This window comes from Klebsiella sp. LTGPAF-6F (assembly GCF_001753185.1).
GTDB lineage: Bacteria > Pseudomonadota > Gammaproteobacteria > Enterobacterales > Enterobacteriaceae > Klebsiella > Klebsiella michiganensis.
The window spans coordinates 5,278,987-5,293,623 of the sequence record NZ_CP017450.1 but is presented as its reverse complement, the minus strand read 5'-3'; the positions used below and the strand labels follow the sequence as shown (position 1 = coordinate 5,293,623).

The following is a 14,637-nucleotide window of genomic DNA, read 5'->3' as shown; positions in this document are numbered from 1 at the left end:
TTTTACGCAAAGTAATGATTCTGGAGGAATTCGCTAATCTGCCGCAGGCCGGTGCGCGGCGAGAGGCCGTTGTTTTTCACCGCCTGTAGCGTTTGCTGGAAGTAGCGTGCAAAGTCGGTTCGGGCAAACAGCAGGTGCAGCGCCTCGGTTTCGGCCTGCTTTTGCAGCCACTCCAGCGCCTGGCGCTGGCGCAGTTTTTCCAGCTCGCCGCTGTCGGTGAGGGTGGTTTTGAAGTCAAGAATTGCGAGCCAGACGGCTTCGATGCCGCGCTGCTCCAGCGCGCTACAGCTCAAAACGCGCGGCTGCCACGCGGCGTGCTTGCGGCGCAGAATATGCAGGGCGGATTCATACATATGACGGGTGATTGCCACGCTGGCGCGGTTCTCGCCATCATCTTTATTGATAACCACGATATCCGCCATCTCCATAATCCCCTTCTTAATGCCCTGCAGATCGTCACCGCCGCCGGCGATCTGCAGCGAGATAAAGCAGTCCACCAGCCGGGAGACCTCCGTTTCCGACTGGCCGACGCCGACGGTTTCGACAATTACCGCGTCATAGCCCGCCGCTTCGCACAGCAGTATCAGCTCCCGCGCGCGCAGGCTGGTGCCGCCCAGATGGCCGCTGGAGGGCACCGGGCGGATAAATGCCGAGTCCGATCGCGCCAGGTCGATCATGCGCGTCTTGTCGCCAAGAATGCTGCCGCCGCTGACCGGGCTGCTCGGATCGACCGCTATCACCGCGACCCGCAGGCCGTGGCGAATCAGCAGCATGCCGAAAGCTTCCAGAAAAGTGCTTTTTCCGGCCCCCGGCGTGCCGGTGACGCCGAGGCGCAGGGCGTTGCCGGTGAAGGGCATAATGGCATCCAGCAGCTGTGCGCTTAGCGCCTGGTGGCGGGGATGCTGGCTCTCCACCAGCGTCATGGCCTGGGCGAGCGTGGCCCGCTCGCCCAGGCGTAGTCGCCGCACGGCGTCCGTCAGCGTGGCGTGGTTAATCATGATATTGGCTAATCCTCATCAGGACGTCGCGTACGCTCTCCAGCATCGGCGTACCGGGGCCGTAAATGGCGGCCACGCCGCGCGCCTGCAGGAAGGCGTAATCCTGCGGCGGGATGACGCCGCCGGCGATGACGCAGATATCTTCCCGCCCCCATTTTTTCAGCGCATCGACCAGCTCGGGGATCAGCGTTTTGTGGCCTGCCGCCAGCGAGGAGGCGCCCACCACGTGCACGTCGTTTTCCACCGCCAGGCGGGCGATCTCTTCTGGCGTGGAAAACATCGGGCTCAGGTCAACGTCGAAGCCGAGATCGGAATAGGCGCTGGCGATCACTTTGGCCCCGCGATCGTGGCCGTCCTGACCCATTTTGGCGATCAGAATGCGCGGGCGGCGGCCGCGTTCCGCGAAGAATTTTTCGGTTTGCGCAACAATAGCGTCGAACTCGCCGGCGGCTTTGTCTGACTGGTGGTAGCTTTGCGCAATCACGCCGGTGACGCACTGGCTGGGTACCAGGTAGCGGTCAAACGCCGCCTCCAGCGCGTCGGAAATTTCGCCCAGCGTGGCGCGAACGCGGGCGGCGTTGATGGCGGCGGCCAGCAGGTTTTCACCATGCTGCGCGGCGTGGGTGAGGGCGTTCAGCGCGGCTTTTACCGTCACGTCGTCCCGACTGGCGCGAATTTTTTTCAGCGAGGCGATCTGTTCGTTGCGCACCTTGACGTTGTCGATCTCCAGTACCGCCGTTTCATCTTCTTTTTCCAGCTTGTACTTATTGACGCCGACGATGACGCGCTTGCCCTGGTCGATCAGCGATTGTTCGCGGGCGGAGGCCTCTTCGATCATCCGTTTCGGCAGTCCGGCCTCGATCGCCTTTGCCATTCCGCCCGCGTCGTCGATCTGCTGCATAATGGCCCGCGCCTGCTTGACGATCCGATCGGTCAGCGATTCGAGGTAGTACGATCCGGCCAGCGGGTCTACGGTGCGGCAGATCTCTGACTCCTCCTGGATGATGATTTGCGTATTACGCGCGATACGGGCGGAAAAGTCGGTGGGCAGGCCAAGCGCCTCGTCGAAAGCGTTGGTGTGCAGCGACTGGGTGCCGCCGAGCGTGGCGCCGAGCGCTTCGATAGTGGTGCGGATCACGTTGTTATACGGATCCTGCTCGGTGAGGCTCCAGCCGGAGGTCTGGCAGTGGGTGCGCAGGGCTAAGGATTTCGGATTGGTAGCGCCGAAGCCGCTTACCGCTTCGCTCCACAGGTAGCGTGCGGCGCGCAGCATGGCGACGTTCATAAACAGATCCATACCGATGCCGAAGAAAAACGACAGGCGCGGAGCGAAGTCATCGATTTTCAGTCCGGCGGAGAGCGCGGTCTTGATGTATTCGATACCGTCAGCCAGGGTAAAGGCCACCTGCTGCACGCAGTTGGCTCCGGCTTCGCCCATGTGGTAGCCGCTGATGCTAATGGTGTTAAAGCGCGGCATGTTGCCCGAACACCAGGCGATGATGTCGGCGATAATGCGCATTGAGGGCTTTGGCGGGTAAATATAGGTATTCCGGCACAGGTACTCTTTCAGAATATCGTTCTGGATCGTGCCGGTGAGCTGTTCAGGCGCAACCCCTTGTTCTTCCGCCGCGACGATATAAAACGCCATTATCGGCAGCACGGCGCCGTTCATGGTCATCGATACGGACATCTTATCCAGCGGGATCCGATCGAATAAAATCTTCATGTCTTCGACGGTATCGATCGCCACGCCGGCTTTCCCCACGTCGCCCGCCACGCGCGGGTTATCGGAGTCATAGCCCCGATGGGTCGCGAGGTCGAAGGCGACGGAAAGCCCTTTCTGCCCGGCGGCGAGGTTGCGGTGATAGAAAGCGTTGGACTCTTTGGCGGTAGAGAAACCGGCGTACTGGCGGATGGTCCACGGCTGTGCGGTGTACATGGTGGCGCGCGGGCCGCGAACGTAAGGCGGCAGGCCGGGTAGGGTGCCGGTCACTTCCAGATTATCAAGATCGGCTTCGGTATACAGCGGCTTAACGTCAATGCCCTCTGCCGTCTGTTTTACCAGGGCATCGACGGTTTTTTCCCGCCGGCTGAGCTCTTTGTTGGCGAGCGTTTGCCACTCCCGTAACTCTGACATGTTGTGCTCCGTATGCGCAATGAAATGGGATATTGCAAATACGGTGAGCTTTTTCATCGCCTCTGTCGCCAGCAAAAAATAGCCATCGATGCGTCGTTTTTTGCCGCATGAAATGTTTTATTTTGTGATGTATTTCAAAGATATGAACAGGAGAAGGTGGGTCATACAGGCCGGACGGCGCCGGCCTGCTTGCGGGGGTTAATCTTGTCTCAACACCTTGTGGCCGTAATCGATCAGCGCATCGGTCACCCGGCGCATCATGCGGCTTTCCGGGGCAAAACGGTGCCAGTAGAGCATCCGGCGCTGGAACAGGCCCGGCGTGAGGTTAATCAGTTCGCCGCTGTTCAGCTCTCTCTCAATTTGCAGATGCGGGATCATACAGCAGGTTGTTCCCTGACGGGCCAGCTGCACAAAGGCTTCCGAGGAGTTCACGATATGGCAGGGCACGCTGCCCGGCGGCAAATCGAAGTTCTGCTGCAAAAAGGCCTGGTGCATATCATCGAGATGATCGAATGCCACCACCGGCGCTTTCAGCAGCGCCGAGCGGGTCACCCCGTTGGGGAAATAGCGCTGGGCAAACTCCTTCGAGGCGACGAACAGGTAGTCGAGGGCGCCGAGCTGATCGACCAGGCAGCTGGGCAGCGCCTGCGGCTGAATACTGACCGCGCCGACCACTTCGCCGCGGCGCAGGCGTTCCTGAGTCCGGGTCTCATCTTCCACCTGCAGGTTCAGCCGAATAGGGGAGTCGGAAAGCACGCTGGAGAGCGCGGGCAGCAGCCAGGTGGCCAGGCTGTCGGCGTTGACCGCCAGCGATAGCAGCAGCGGCGTGGAGCCGGTTTGTTCATCGCCCAGCCACTCCTCTTCCAGCAGTTCGACCTGACGCAGCAGGGCCAGCAGCTTTTGCCCCTGTTCGGTGGGACGCGGCGGTACGGTTCGCACCAGCAGCGGTTGTCCAAACATGTTTTCCAGCTGTTTGATGCGCTGAGAGACGGCGGACTGCGTAATACAAAGCTTCTGCGCGGCGCGCTCAAACCCTCGTTCCCTGATTACCGCGTCCAGCGCCTGTAGTGTTCTGTAGTCCGGTCGTTTCATTGCTCTGGCGTGCCCCCTAATACTTTTCGTTAACTCGCACTATGACATAAATTTGTTTTTGATGAAGATGAAAAATTGGCGACCGCGTTGTGTGATCGCCGTCGCAGGGACAATGACCCCCCTGATGTTCTATAATGCGCCTCAGGAATTCACATCTCGGACCATAATCATGACGCAAGATGAACTGAAAAAAGCGGTAGGCTGGGCGGCACTGCAGTATGTACAACCGGGCACCATCGTTGGGGTCGGTACGGGCTCGACGGCGGCGCACTTTATCGATGCGCTGGGTACCATGAAAGGGCAGATTGAAGGGGCGGTTTCCAGCTCTGATGCCTCTACTGAAAAACTGAAAAGCCTCGGTATTACGGTTTTTGATCTGAACAGCGTTGATCGTCTTGGTATTTACGTGGACGGCGCAGATGAAATCAACGGCCATATGCAGATGATCAAGGGCGGTGGCGCAGCCCTGACGCGTGAGAAAATTATCGCTTCGGTCGCCGACAAATTTATCTGTATCGCCGATGCTTCCAAGCAGGTGGATATTCTGGGTAAATTCCCGCTGCCGGTGGAGGTGATCCCGATGGCGCGCAGCGCCGTGGCGCGTCAGCTGGTTAAGCTGGGCGGCCGTCCGGAGTATCGTCAGGGCGTCGTGACCGATAACGGCAACGTGATCCTCGATGTGTTTGGTCTGGAAATTCTGGACGCTATTGCGCTGGAAAATACCATTAACGGTATTCCGGGCGTCGTGACCGTCGGCCTGTTTGCGAATCGCGGTGCGGACGTCGCGCTGATTGGCACCGCTGATGGTGTAAAAACTATCACTAAATAGTCTGATCCGAGGGAGCGAATCGCTCCCTCGCAAATATTTTTTCTCCAGGCCTATTTTGGTGACTTCTGTCACATTTACGCGCCTTGTCTTAGTAACAATCTACCTTTCTTTTACTTTCTGGTGTTTTGTCCTGCTATTTCCCGCTGATTGATATTTCTTCAGGTTGCCGACGCAAACGTTCATATTGCCGCAATAGTTTTTTTTGATATGTTGCTGAGAAGAACTTTCGTTCCGCACGACATCAGTTAAGACAAAAACAGGACGGGGAAATGGCTAAGGTATCACTGGAAAAAGACAAGATTAAATTTCTGCTGGTTGAAGGTGTGCACCAAAAAGCGGTGGACAGCCTTCGCGCAGCGGGCTACACCAATATCGAATTTCATAAAGGCGCGCTGGATAGCGAAGAGCTGAAAGCGTCCATCCGTGATGCCCATTTCATCGGCCTGCGTTCCCGTACTCATCTGACTGAAGAGATCTTCGCGGCGGCGGAGAAGCTGGTCGCGGTTGGCTGCTTCTGTATCGGTACCAATCAGGTTGATTTAAACGCGGCGGCGAAACGCGGTATCCCGGTGTTTAACGCCCCGTTCTCCAATACCCGTTCCGTTGCTGAACTGGTGATCGGCGAACTGCTGCTTATGCTCCGCGGCGTACCGGCGGCAAATGCCAAAGCGCACCGCGGCGTATGGAACAAGCTGGCGGTCGGCAGCTTTGAAGCGCGCGGCAAAAAGCTGGGTATTATCGGCTATGGTCATATCGGCACGCAGCTGGGTATTCTGGCCGAATCGCTGGGGATGCATGTCTATTTCTACGATATTGAAAGCAAGCTGCCGTTAGGTAACGCGACTCAGGTCCAGCATCTTTCTGATTTGTTGAACATGAGCGATGTGGTGAGCCTGCACGTGCCGGAAAACGCCTCCACGAAGAACATGATTGGCGCGGAAGAGCTGGCGCTGATGAAACCCGGCGCGCTGCTGATCAACGCCTCTCGCGGCACCGTGGTGGATATCCCGGCGCTGTGCGATGCGCTGGCGAGCAAGCACCTGGCGGGCGCGGCGATCGACGTCTTCCCGACCGAGCCGGCGACCAACAGCGATCCGTTCAACTCTCCGCTCTGTGAGTTCGACAACGTTATCCTGACCCCGCACATTGGCGGCTCAACTCAGGAAGCGCAGGAAAACATCGGTCTGGAAGTGGCGGGCAAGCTGGCGAAATACTCTGATAACGGTTCTACGCTCTCCGCGGTTAACTTCCCGGAAGTGTCGCTGCCGCTGCACGGCGGGCGCCGTCTGCTGCATATCCATGAAAACCGTCCGGGCGTTCTGACCGCGATTAACCAGATTTTCGCCGCGCAGGGCATTAACATCGCGGCGCAGTATCTGCAGACCACTCCGCAAATGGGCTACGTGGTCATTGATATCGAAGCCGAAGAAGATGTCGCGCAGAGCGCGCTGCAGGCGATGAAGGCTATTCCTGGTACCATCCGCGCCCGTCTGCTGTTCTAACTCCTTTTATGCCAGCGGGCAGGTCATCGACCTGCCCCTTTTCTCCTGATAGACCCTTCTGCAATTTCCCGTCGCCACCCAAACGCTTAGCGAGGCTTGCCGCAAACGGCGATTAAAACCGTCGGATGTCGTTGTGCCTGAAAGAAAGGGATTTACGATAAAGACTCAGCGTGGGGCTGAAACGGGAAAGCCCCTACAGAGGCAGGGGCTCTAAAAGGAAAGGGACGATGATGAGACTCTTCATCATGCTGCTTATCCTGTTAATCATCGCCTGGCCAGCATATTAAGAGAGAATGCAGGAGGGAGGTTCGCCTCCCTCACCCTTTACCCAGGAATTTAGGTGAAAAAATCAGCAATGTCAATTGTTCGGGCGTTTTACCAGAGCCAGGTTTTTGACGGCGTGATGACCGCTGGCAGCGGGATATCCCACTGCTCCGTCGGCAGCGCGTCGACCTGCTGGCAATCATGCGCGTAGCCGACCGGCTGCAGGCGATGCTGCCGCCAGTTTTGCAGCGTCCGGTCGTAAAATCCGCCGCCCATACCCAGGCGCTGTCCGGCGGCATCAAACGCGACCAGCGGCGTTACCAGTACATCCAGCTGGCTAAGCGGGAGGACATCGCGCACGTCGAGCTTCGGTTCGCGGATGTTCAGACGATTCACCACCAGATCGCTGCTTGGGTGGTAGTGCAGAAACAGAAGATTGCCGGGGCTGAACGGATGAAGCACGGGGAGATAGACCCGTTTGCCTGCCCGCCAGAGCTGATCAATCAGCGGCCGCGTATCCAGCTCGCCATCAAACGAAAGAAATACCGCGACCGTCTGCGCGAGCAGAACCGGCGGATACGCCATCATTCTGTCCGCCGCATGGAGGGCGAACTGGGTTTGCTGCTCCGGCGTTAACGCGCGTCGGCGCTGGCGGATCTGCTGACGAATTTGCTGCCTGGTAAAGGGGATATCTGACAATAGGGTCATACCTGAGTCTCATCGGTGAGCAAACGATACCAACAGGCGTAGTCTAATACACGGCGGCAAAAGCCGAAAATTAACTTAGGGGGGGATGAAACGAAAAAGAAGGGAATCTCCGAGATGCCGCCGCAGGCTGTAACCCTTGAACCCTTGGTTCAAGGTGAATGTGTCGTCACAGTTTTAAGGCTTCTCGGACGGGCCGAGCATGCTCACCAACCGTGGAGCGCCACATTCTTGTGGTATGAAATATCGGCTCAGGGGACTGGCCCGCTTGCAAACATCTCAGAGAAATTTTGTTCTTGCGATTACTCTAACACAGTTAAATGCAAAGTGTTATTCAAACTTCTGCCCGGGTCTTTCGCTTATGCGACCTTGCTCAAGCAATGCTTGTTCGATGGTCTGCTGAAGCATCCGAATACGCTGCTCCATGCTGGCGGCGTAGTCGCGGGTTTTCGCTTTTTCCTGAGTCAACTCATAGCTGATGTTCAACGCGGCGATGAAGACCAGCTGCTCAGTATTTGTGACTCTAGTGCGTTCTTTTAAATCTTGCAACCGCTGATTCAGGTCGTCAGCTGCCTGGTTTAAGGCATCCCTTTGTTCAGGCGGGCAATTCACTCGTAGTGAACGGCCAAAAATTTGGAGATCTACGGGTTGTGCAGACATGCCACCTTCCTGCTGATTGACTGCGCGGCCTTCACGCCCTGGGAGGGTCTGCGAAGGGGCGACACTATAGCTACCCTGGTTTTAAGATACAAGCCCTATTCTGGTTCACCAGGGTCCAAAGTGGTAGCATATCATGAATATTCCTCCCAACGATGACGAATGCGCATGTCTATACAGAACGAAATGCCTGGCTACAACGCTGTAGACCAGTTACTGAACCAACAAGGGGTAGGATTAACCCCTGCCGAAATGCACGGTTTGATTAGCGGGATCCTGTGCGGCGGCAACAAAGACAGCAGCTGGCAGCCGTTGGTGCACGATCTGACTAACGAAGGTCTGGCTTTTGGTCACGAGCTGGCGCAGGCGCTGCGTAACATGCATTCCGCCACCAGCGACTCGCTGGAGGATGACGGTTTCTTATTCCAGCTCTACCTGCCGGATGGCGACGAGGTGAGCGTGTTCGATCGCGCCGATGCGCTCGCGGGTTGGGTGAACCATTTTCTGCTTGGGCTGGGCGTGACGCAGCCTAAGCTGGATAAAGTCAAAGACGAAACGGGTGAAGCCATCGACGATCTGCGCAATATTGCTCAGCTCGGGTATGACGAAGACGAGGATCAGGAAGAGCTCGAGATGTCTCTGGAGGAGATTATCGAATACGTACGCGTTGCTGCGCTGCTGTGCCACGACACCTTCTCTCTTCAGAAACCCACTGCGCCGGAAGTTCAAAAGCCGACGCTACACTAATCATTCATTAAATCGTTCAGGGGGCGTCATGACTCAGCAGGAATTTCTCTCTCGTCGCCAGGCTCTACTGGCGCAGATGCAGCCGGGCAGCGCAGCGCTCATTTTCGCCGCGCCGGAAGCGGTACGCAGCGCAGATTCAGAATATCCCTACCGGCAGAGCAGCGATTTTTGGTACTTCACCGGCTTTAATGAGCCAGAAGCGCTGTTGGTATTGATTAAAAGCGATGAGACGCACAACCACAGCGTGTTGTTTAACCGCGTGCGCGATCTGACCGCTGAAATCTGGTTTGGCCGCCGCCTCGGGCAGGAAGCTGCCCCCGCGAAGCTGGGCGTCGATCGCGCGCTGGCATTTAGTGAAATCAATCAGCAGCTGTTCCAGCTCCTTAACGGCCTCGACGCTATCTACTTTGCCCAGGGCGAATATGCCTACGCCGACGACATCGTGTTTAACGCGCTGGAAAAACTGCGCAAAGGCGTACGGCAGAATCTGCAGGCGCCAGGCTCGGTCATTGACTGGCGGCCGATGGTGCATGAGATGCGCCTGTTTAAATCGGCAGAAGAGCTGGAGGTCATGCGCCGTGCAGGGGAGATCTCCGCGCTGGCCCACACCCGCGCTATGGAAAAATGCCGTCCCGGGATGTTCGAATATCATCTGGAAGGCGAGATCCTTCACGAATTCAACCGTCACGGCGCGCGCTTTCCTTCTTATAACACCATCGTGGGCGGCGGCGAAAATGGCTGCATCCTGCACTACACCGAAAATGAGTGCGAGCTGCGCGACGGCGATCTGGTGCTGATTGACGCAGGCTGCGAATACCGCGGCTACGCGGGCGATATCACCCGAACTTTCCCGGTTAACGGCAAATTTAGCCCGGCCCAGCGCGAGATTTACGATATCGTCCTTGAATCTCTGGAAACCTCGCTGAAGCTCTATCGCCCGGGTACCTCAATTAAAGAGGTTAACCAGCAGGTGGTGCGGATTATGATTACCGGCCTCGTGCGTCTGGGGATCCTGAAAGGTGAAATTGATGAGCTGATTGCCAATAACGCCCATCGTCCTTTCTTTATGCATGGCCTGAGCCACTGGCTGGGGCTCGACGTGCATGATGTCGGCAGCTATGACGTCGACCGCTCGCGTATTCTTGAGCCGGGAATGGTGCTGACCGTTGAACCGGGGCTGTATATTGCGACGGATGCCGACGTGCCGGCCCAGTACCGCGGCATCGGCATTCGTATTGAAGACGACATCGTCATTACCGAAGACGGTAATGAGAACCTCACCGCCGGCGTAGTGAAAAAAGCGGACGATATCGAGGCGCTGATGGCGGCGGCGCGCCAGCTATGAGCGTCCTGATCGTCGGCGGAGGAATGACCGGCGCGACGCTGGCGCTAGCGATATCTCGCCTGACCGGCGGTACGCTGCCGGTGCATCTGGTTGAAGCATCTGCGCCGGATTCCGCGCAGCATCCGGGCTTTGACGCCCGCGCCATCGCTCTGGCTGCCGGCACCTGCCAGCAGCTGGCTCGCGTTGATATCTGGCAAGAGATAGCCGACTGCGCCACGGCCATTCAGCGCGTTCACGTCAGCGATCGCGGCCACGTGGGGTTTGTGACGCTCGAGGCTGAGGAGTATGGGCTGGCGGCGCTGGGCCAGGTGGTCGAGCTGCACGATGTCGGCCAGCGCCTGTTTGCGCAGCTGCGCAAGGCGCCGGGCGTGACGCTGCACTGCCCGGCAAAGGTGGAAAATGTCAGCCGCAGCGAAGAGAGCGTCAGCCTGGTTCTGGACAACGGCGAAACCCTCAGCGGTAAACTGCTGGTCGCCGCCGACGGCTCGCGCTCGACGCTGGGGGCCCGCTGCGGTATCAGCTGGCAGCAGGAACCCTATGAACAGCTGGCGATTATCGCCAACGTCAGTACCGCGCAGCCGCATAGCGGGCGCGCGTTTGAACGCTTTACCCCACACGGCCCGCTGGCGATGCTGCCCATGTCGCAGGGCCGCTGCTCGCTGGTGTGGTGTCATCCGCAGTCGCGGCGTGAAGAGGTGCTGAGCTGGTCGGACGAACGCTTCCGCCATGAGCTTCAGCAGGCATTCGGCTGGCGTCTTGGCCGGATCGTCCATGCCGGAAAGCGCAGCGTGTATCCGCTCTCGCTCACCCGAGCCAGCCGCACGGTTGCGCATCGGCTGGCGCTGGTCGGCAACGCGGCGCAAACGCTGCATCCTATTGCCGGGCAGGGATTTAACCTCGGTCTGCGCGACGTCATGAGCCTGGCGGAAATGCTGGCGCAGGCGCAGGCAGAAGGAGAGGATCCGGGCGGCTATCCGCTTCTGAGCCGCTATCAGACCCGACGCGCCGCAGATAAAGCCGCCACCGTCGGCGTGACCGATGGGCTGGTGCATCTGTTCGCCAATCGCTGGGCGCCGCTGGTGGTGGGGCGCAACGTCGGCCTGATGGCGATGGAATTATTTACCCCGGCGCGCGATGCGCTGGCGCAGCGTACCCTCGGTTGGGTTCCCCGTTAAGGAGTGAAACGTGCAAAGTGTTGATGTCGCTATTGTTGGCGGTGGAATGGTGGGGCTGGCGGTTGCCTGCGGTTTGCAGGGCAGCGGGCTGCGCGTTGCGGTGCTGGAACAGGCCGCGCCTCAGCCGTTAAGCGCGGATGCGCCGCCGGCGCTGCGGGTGTCGGCGGTTAACGCCGCCAGCGAGAAGCTGCTGAGCAAACTGGGCGTCTGGCAGGATATTATCGCCCAGCGCGCCAGCTGCTACCACGGTATGGAAGTGTGGGATAAAGACAGTTTTGGCCGCATCAGCTTTGATGACCAGAGCATGGGCTTTAGCCACCTTGGGCATATTATTGAAAACGCCGTGATTCACCACGCCCTGTGGCAAAAAGCGCAGCGCTGCGCGGACGTCACTCTGCTGGCTCCGGCGCAGCTGCAGCAGGTTGCGTGGGGGGAGAACGAGGCCTTTCTTAGCCTGCAGGACGGCACGATGTTAACCGCCCGGCTGGTGGTTGGCGCCGATGGGGCCAATTCATGGTTGCGCAATAAAGCCGATATCCCGCTGACCTACTGGGATTATCACCATCACGCGCTGGTTGCCACTATTCGCACCGAAGAACCGCACGAAGCGGTGGCGCGTCAGGCGTTCCACGGCGAAGGGATTCTGGCGTTTCTGCCGCTGAGCGATCCGCATCTTTGCTCGATTGTCTGGTCGCTCTCTCCCGAAGAGGCTGAGCGCATGCGGCAGGCGGACGATGCCGCTTTTAACCAGGCGCTGAATATTGCCTTCGATAACCGCCTCGGCTTATGCGCCGTGGAGAGCGAGCGCCAGGTCTTCCCGCTCACCGGCCGCTATGCGCGTCAGTTTGCTGCCCATCGTCTGGCGCTGGTCGGCGATGCCGCCCATACCATTCATCCGCTGGCGGGGCAGGGCGTCAATCTTGGCTTTATGGATGCCGCCGAGCTGATCGACGAACTGAAGCGCCTGCACGCGCAGGGCAAGGATATCGGCCAGCATCTGTATCTGCGTCGCTATGAACGCAGCCGTAAACATAGCGCTGCGCTGATGCTGGCGGGGATGCAGGGCTTTCGCGACATGTTCTCCGGCCACAATCCGGCGAAGAAGCTGCTGCGCGATATCGGTCTTAAGCTGGCGGATACATTGCCCGGCGTGAAGCCGCAGCTTATCCGTCAAGCGATGGGGCTCAACGACCTGCCCGCCTGGTTACGTTAAGTACGTCACACTTCTCTCACCCGGCCGCCGCGCCGGGTTATCCCCTCTCATTTGAAATAATCTAATTTCACCTCGTTTTTCGCATTAGTTTTATTAATGTTACCTTTTTTTTGTTATAGAAATTAGGCTCGTCATTTCGCAGAAAATATCATCATGCGCTGCTTTTTTAACTAATTAGTTTGGTTTTGTGCGGATTGAATCGCTTTTTTGTAGATAAAAACTCTGTAGGCTCTGCGGCTGATTTTGGTCATAAGCTAATGTGATGTCCTGACCAGGCTTATGGTTTAGTGCGGATATCGGTGGTAAGTTCAGGCCAAAGAGAACGTTTGCGTCGGCGTCCTTTAGCGATGCTGGCGGCGTTTTTCGCGGCGCAAAAACGCCAAAAATCGTGGCTGGTTCCGTTTTATTCGATGAGGAAAAGATGGCTCAACAGACTCCGTTGTTTGAACAACACACGCTATGCGGCGCGCGCATGGTGGATTTCCATGGCTGGATGATGCCGCTGCATTACGGATCCCAGATCGATGAGCATCATGCGGTGCGCGGTGATGCCGGAATGTTCGATGTGTCGCACATGACCATCGTCGATTTTCACGGCAGCCGAATCCGCGAGTTCCTGCGCTATCTGCTGGCTAACGACGTGGCGAAGCTCACCGTGCCGGGCAAAGCGCTCTATAGCGGCATGCTGACCGCCTCCGGCGGCGTCATTGATGACCTGATTGTTTATTTCCTTTCTGAAGACTATTTCCGCCTCGTTGTTAACTCCGCCACCCGTGAAAAAGACCTCGCCTGGATCACCCAACAGTCTGAATCCTATGGTCTTGAGATAACCGTGCGTGACGATCTCTCCCTGATCGCCGTACAGGGTCCAAAGGCGAAAGAGAAAGCGGCGACGCTGTTTACCGACGCGCAGCGCCAGGCCGTGGAAGGCATGAAGCCGTTCTTTGGCGTGCAGGCGGGCGATCTGTTTATTGCGACTACCGGCTATACCGGTGAAGCGGGTTATGAAATCGCGCTGCCGAACGAGCAGGCGGTGGATTTCTGGCGCGGCCTGCTGGACGCGGGCGTTAAGCCGTGCGGCCTTGGCGCGCGCGATACGCTGCGCCTGGAAGCGGGCATGAATCTTTATGGCCAGGAGATGGACGAAGGCGTCTCTCCGCTGGCGGCTAACATGGGCTGGACCATTGCCTGGGAACCGGCTGACCGTGATTTTATCGGGCGTGAAGCGCTGGAACTCCAGCGTGAAAAAGGCACCGAACAGCTGGTCGGCCTGGTGATGACCGAGAAAGGCGTTCTGCGCGGCGGCCTGCCGGTGCGCTTCAGCGATGCCGATGGCAATCAGAAAGAAGGCATTATCACCAGCGGCACCTTCTCCCCGACGCTGGGCTACAGTATTGCCTTAGCGCGCGTACCGGAAGGCATCGGTGAAACCGCCGTGGTGCAGATTCGCAATCGCGAAATGCCGGTCAAAGTGACGAAACCCGTTTTTGTACGCAACGGCAAAGCCGTGGTGTGATTTCCCATTTGGAGATGAATTGATGAGCAACGTACCAGCAGAACTGAAATACAGCAAAGAACACGAATGGCTGCGTAAAGAAGCGGACGGCACCTATACCGTCGGTATCACCGAGCACGCGCAGGAGCTGCTTGGCGATATGGTTTTCGTTGACCTGCCGGAAGTGGGCGCCGCCGTAGAAGCGGGCGCCGACTGCGCGGTTGCCGAATCCGTCAAAGCCGCTTCCGATATCTACGCGCCGATTAGCGGCGAAATCGTTGCCGTCAATGAAGAGCTGAACGACTCCCCTGAGCTGGTCAACAGCGAGCCGTACGCCGGCGGCTGGATCTTTAAAATCAAAGCCAGCGATGAAGCTCAGGTTGCCGCGCTGCTGGATGCGACCGCATATGAAGCTCTGTTAGAAGACGAATAAATACGCTTCATCCTTCACGTTGCAGGGGCGTTGGCTTCCTGCAAC

Annotated in this window: 13 protein-coding genes and 1 other RNA gene; 8 read left to right on the top strand and 6 right to left on the bottom strand. The window is 58.0% G+C overall.

Features of this window, described 5'->3' with window-relative positions; translation table 11 throughout:
- Positions 1-2 precede the first annotated feature (2 nt).
- The 3 genes from meaB to argP form a co-directional block, all read right to left on the bottom strand.
- Positions 3-998: a methylmalonyl Co-A mutase-associated GTPase MeaB gene (gene meaB, locus BJF97_RS24735; RefSeq protein WP_032693815.1), complete on the bottom strand. Its 996-nt coding sequence runs from the start codon at positions 996-998 to the stop codon at positions 3-5.
- Positions 991-3,135: a methylmalonyl-CoA mutase gene (gene scpA, locus BJF97_RS24730; protein ID WP_032693821.1), complete on the bottom strand. Its 2,145-nt coding sequence runs from the start codon at positions 3,133-3,135 to the stop codon at positions 991-993. Before scpA ends, meaB begins: the two co-directional genes overlap by 8 nt.
- A gap of 198 nt (positions 3,136-3,333) precedes the next feature.
- Entirely contained in the window at positions 3,334-4,227 is an 894-nt protein-coding gene (argP, locus tag BJF97_RS24725) for a DNA-binding transcriptional regulator ArgP (protein ID WP_004105608.1), read from the bottom strand.
- A 169-nt stretch (positions 4,228-4,396) separates the two neighbouring features.
- Between argP and rpiA the strand changes: the two genes are divergently transcribed.
- Positions 4,397-5,056: a ribose-5-phosphate isomerase RpiA gene (rpiA, locus tag BJF97_RS24720; RefSeq protein ID WP_004125006.1), complete on the top strand. Its 660-nt coding sequence runs from the start codon at positions 4,397-4,399 to the stop codon at positions 5,054-5,056.
- A 269-nt stretch (positions 5,057-5,325) separates the two neighbouring features.
- Entirely contained in the window at positions 5,326-6,558 is a 1,233-nt protein-coding gene (serA, locus tag BJF97_RS24715) for a phosphoglycerate dehydrogenase (RefSeq protein ID WP_004115297.1), read from the top strand.
- 375 nt (positions 6,559-6,933) lie between these two features.
- Here serA and BJF97_RS24710 read toward each other — a convergent pair whose 3' ends face one another.
- The 3 genes from BJF97_RS24710 to zapA all read right to left on the bottom strand — a co-directional run bounded on the left by BJF97_RS24710 (position 6,934) and on the right by zapA (position 8,187).
- Positions 6,934-7,530: a 5-formyltetrahydrofolate cyclo-ligase gene (locus BJF97_RS24710; protein ID WP_014226809.1), complete on the bottom strand. Its 597-nt coding sequence runs from the start codon at positions 7,528-7,530 to the stop codon at positions 6,934-6,936.
- 102 nt (positions 7,531-7,632) lie between these two features.
- Positions 7,633-7,816, bottom strand: a non-coding RNA gene (gene ssrS, locus BJF97_RS24705) — 6S RNA.
- Positions 7,817-7,857: 41 nt separating this feature from the next.
- The gene (gene zapA, locus BJF97_RS24700; RefSeq protein WP_004105598.1) at positions 7,858-8,187 is read right to left on the bottom strand and encodes a cell division protein ZapA; all 330 of its coding nucleotides are present in this window, start codon (positions 8,185-8,187) and stop codon (positions 7,858-7,860) included.
- 165 nt (positions 8,188-8,352) lie between these two features.
- On the opposite strand from zapA, the gene BJF97_RS24695 reads away from it, so the two are divergent.
- The 6 genes from BJF97_RS24695 to gcvH all read left to right on the top strand — a co-directional run bounded on the left by BJF97_RS24695 (position 8,353) and on the right by gcvH (position 14,592).
- Positions 8,353-8,931 (top strand): YecA/YgfB family protein, encoded by a 579-nt coding sequence (locus tag BJF97_RS24695; protein ID WP_004133578.1) that lies wholly within the window; start codon positions 8,353-8,355, stop codon positions 8,929-8,931.
- Positions 8,932-8,959: 28 nt separating this feature from the next.
- The gene (pepP, locus tag BJF97_RS24690; RefSeq protein WP_014226807.1) at positions 8,960-10,276 is read left to right on the top strand and encodes a Xaa-Pro aminopeptidase; all 1,317 of its coding nucleotides are present in this window, start codon (positions 8,960-8,962) and stop codon (positions 10,274-10,276) included.
- Complete coding sequence (ubiH, locus tag BJF97_RS24685; protein WP_032693814.1) at positions 10,273-11,451, top strand: 2-octaprenyl-6-methoxyphenyl hydroxylase; 1,179 nt, start codon at positions 10,273-10,275, stop codon at positions 11,449-11,451. The genes pepP and ubiH overlap by 4 nt, the downstream gene beginning before the upstream one ends.
- Positions 11,452-11,461: 10 nt before the next feature.
- Positions 11,462-12,664 carry an FAD-dependent 2-octaprenylphenol hydroxylase gene (gene ubiI, locus BJF97_RS24680; protein ID WP_004854091.1) on the top strand — a complete coding sequence of 401 codons (1,203 nt, stop codon included), beginning with the start codon at positions 11,462-11,464 and terminating at the stop codon, positions 12,662-12,664.
- 421 nt (positions 12,665-13,085) lie between these two features.
- Complete coding sequence (gene gcvT, locus BJF97_RS24675; RefSeq protein WP_009654955.1) at positions 13,086-14,180, top strand: glycine cleavage system aminomethyltransferase GcvT; 1,095 nt, start codon at positions 13,086-13,088, stop codon at positions 14,178-14,180.
- Between the two features lie 22 nt (positions 14,181-14,202).
- Positions 14,203-14,592 carry a glycine cleavage system protein GcvH gene (gene gcvH / locus BJF97_RS24670; protein ID WP_004854088.1) on the top strand — a complete coding sequence of 130 codons (390 nt, stop codon included), beginning with the start codon at positions 14,203-14,205 and terminating at the stop codon, positions 14,590-14,592.
- The last annotated feature ends 45 nt before the right edge of the window (positions 14,593-14,637 follow it).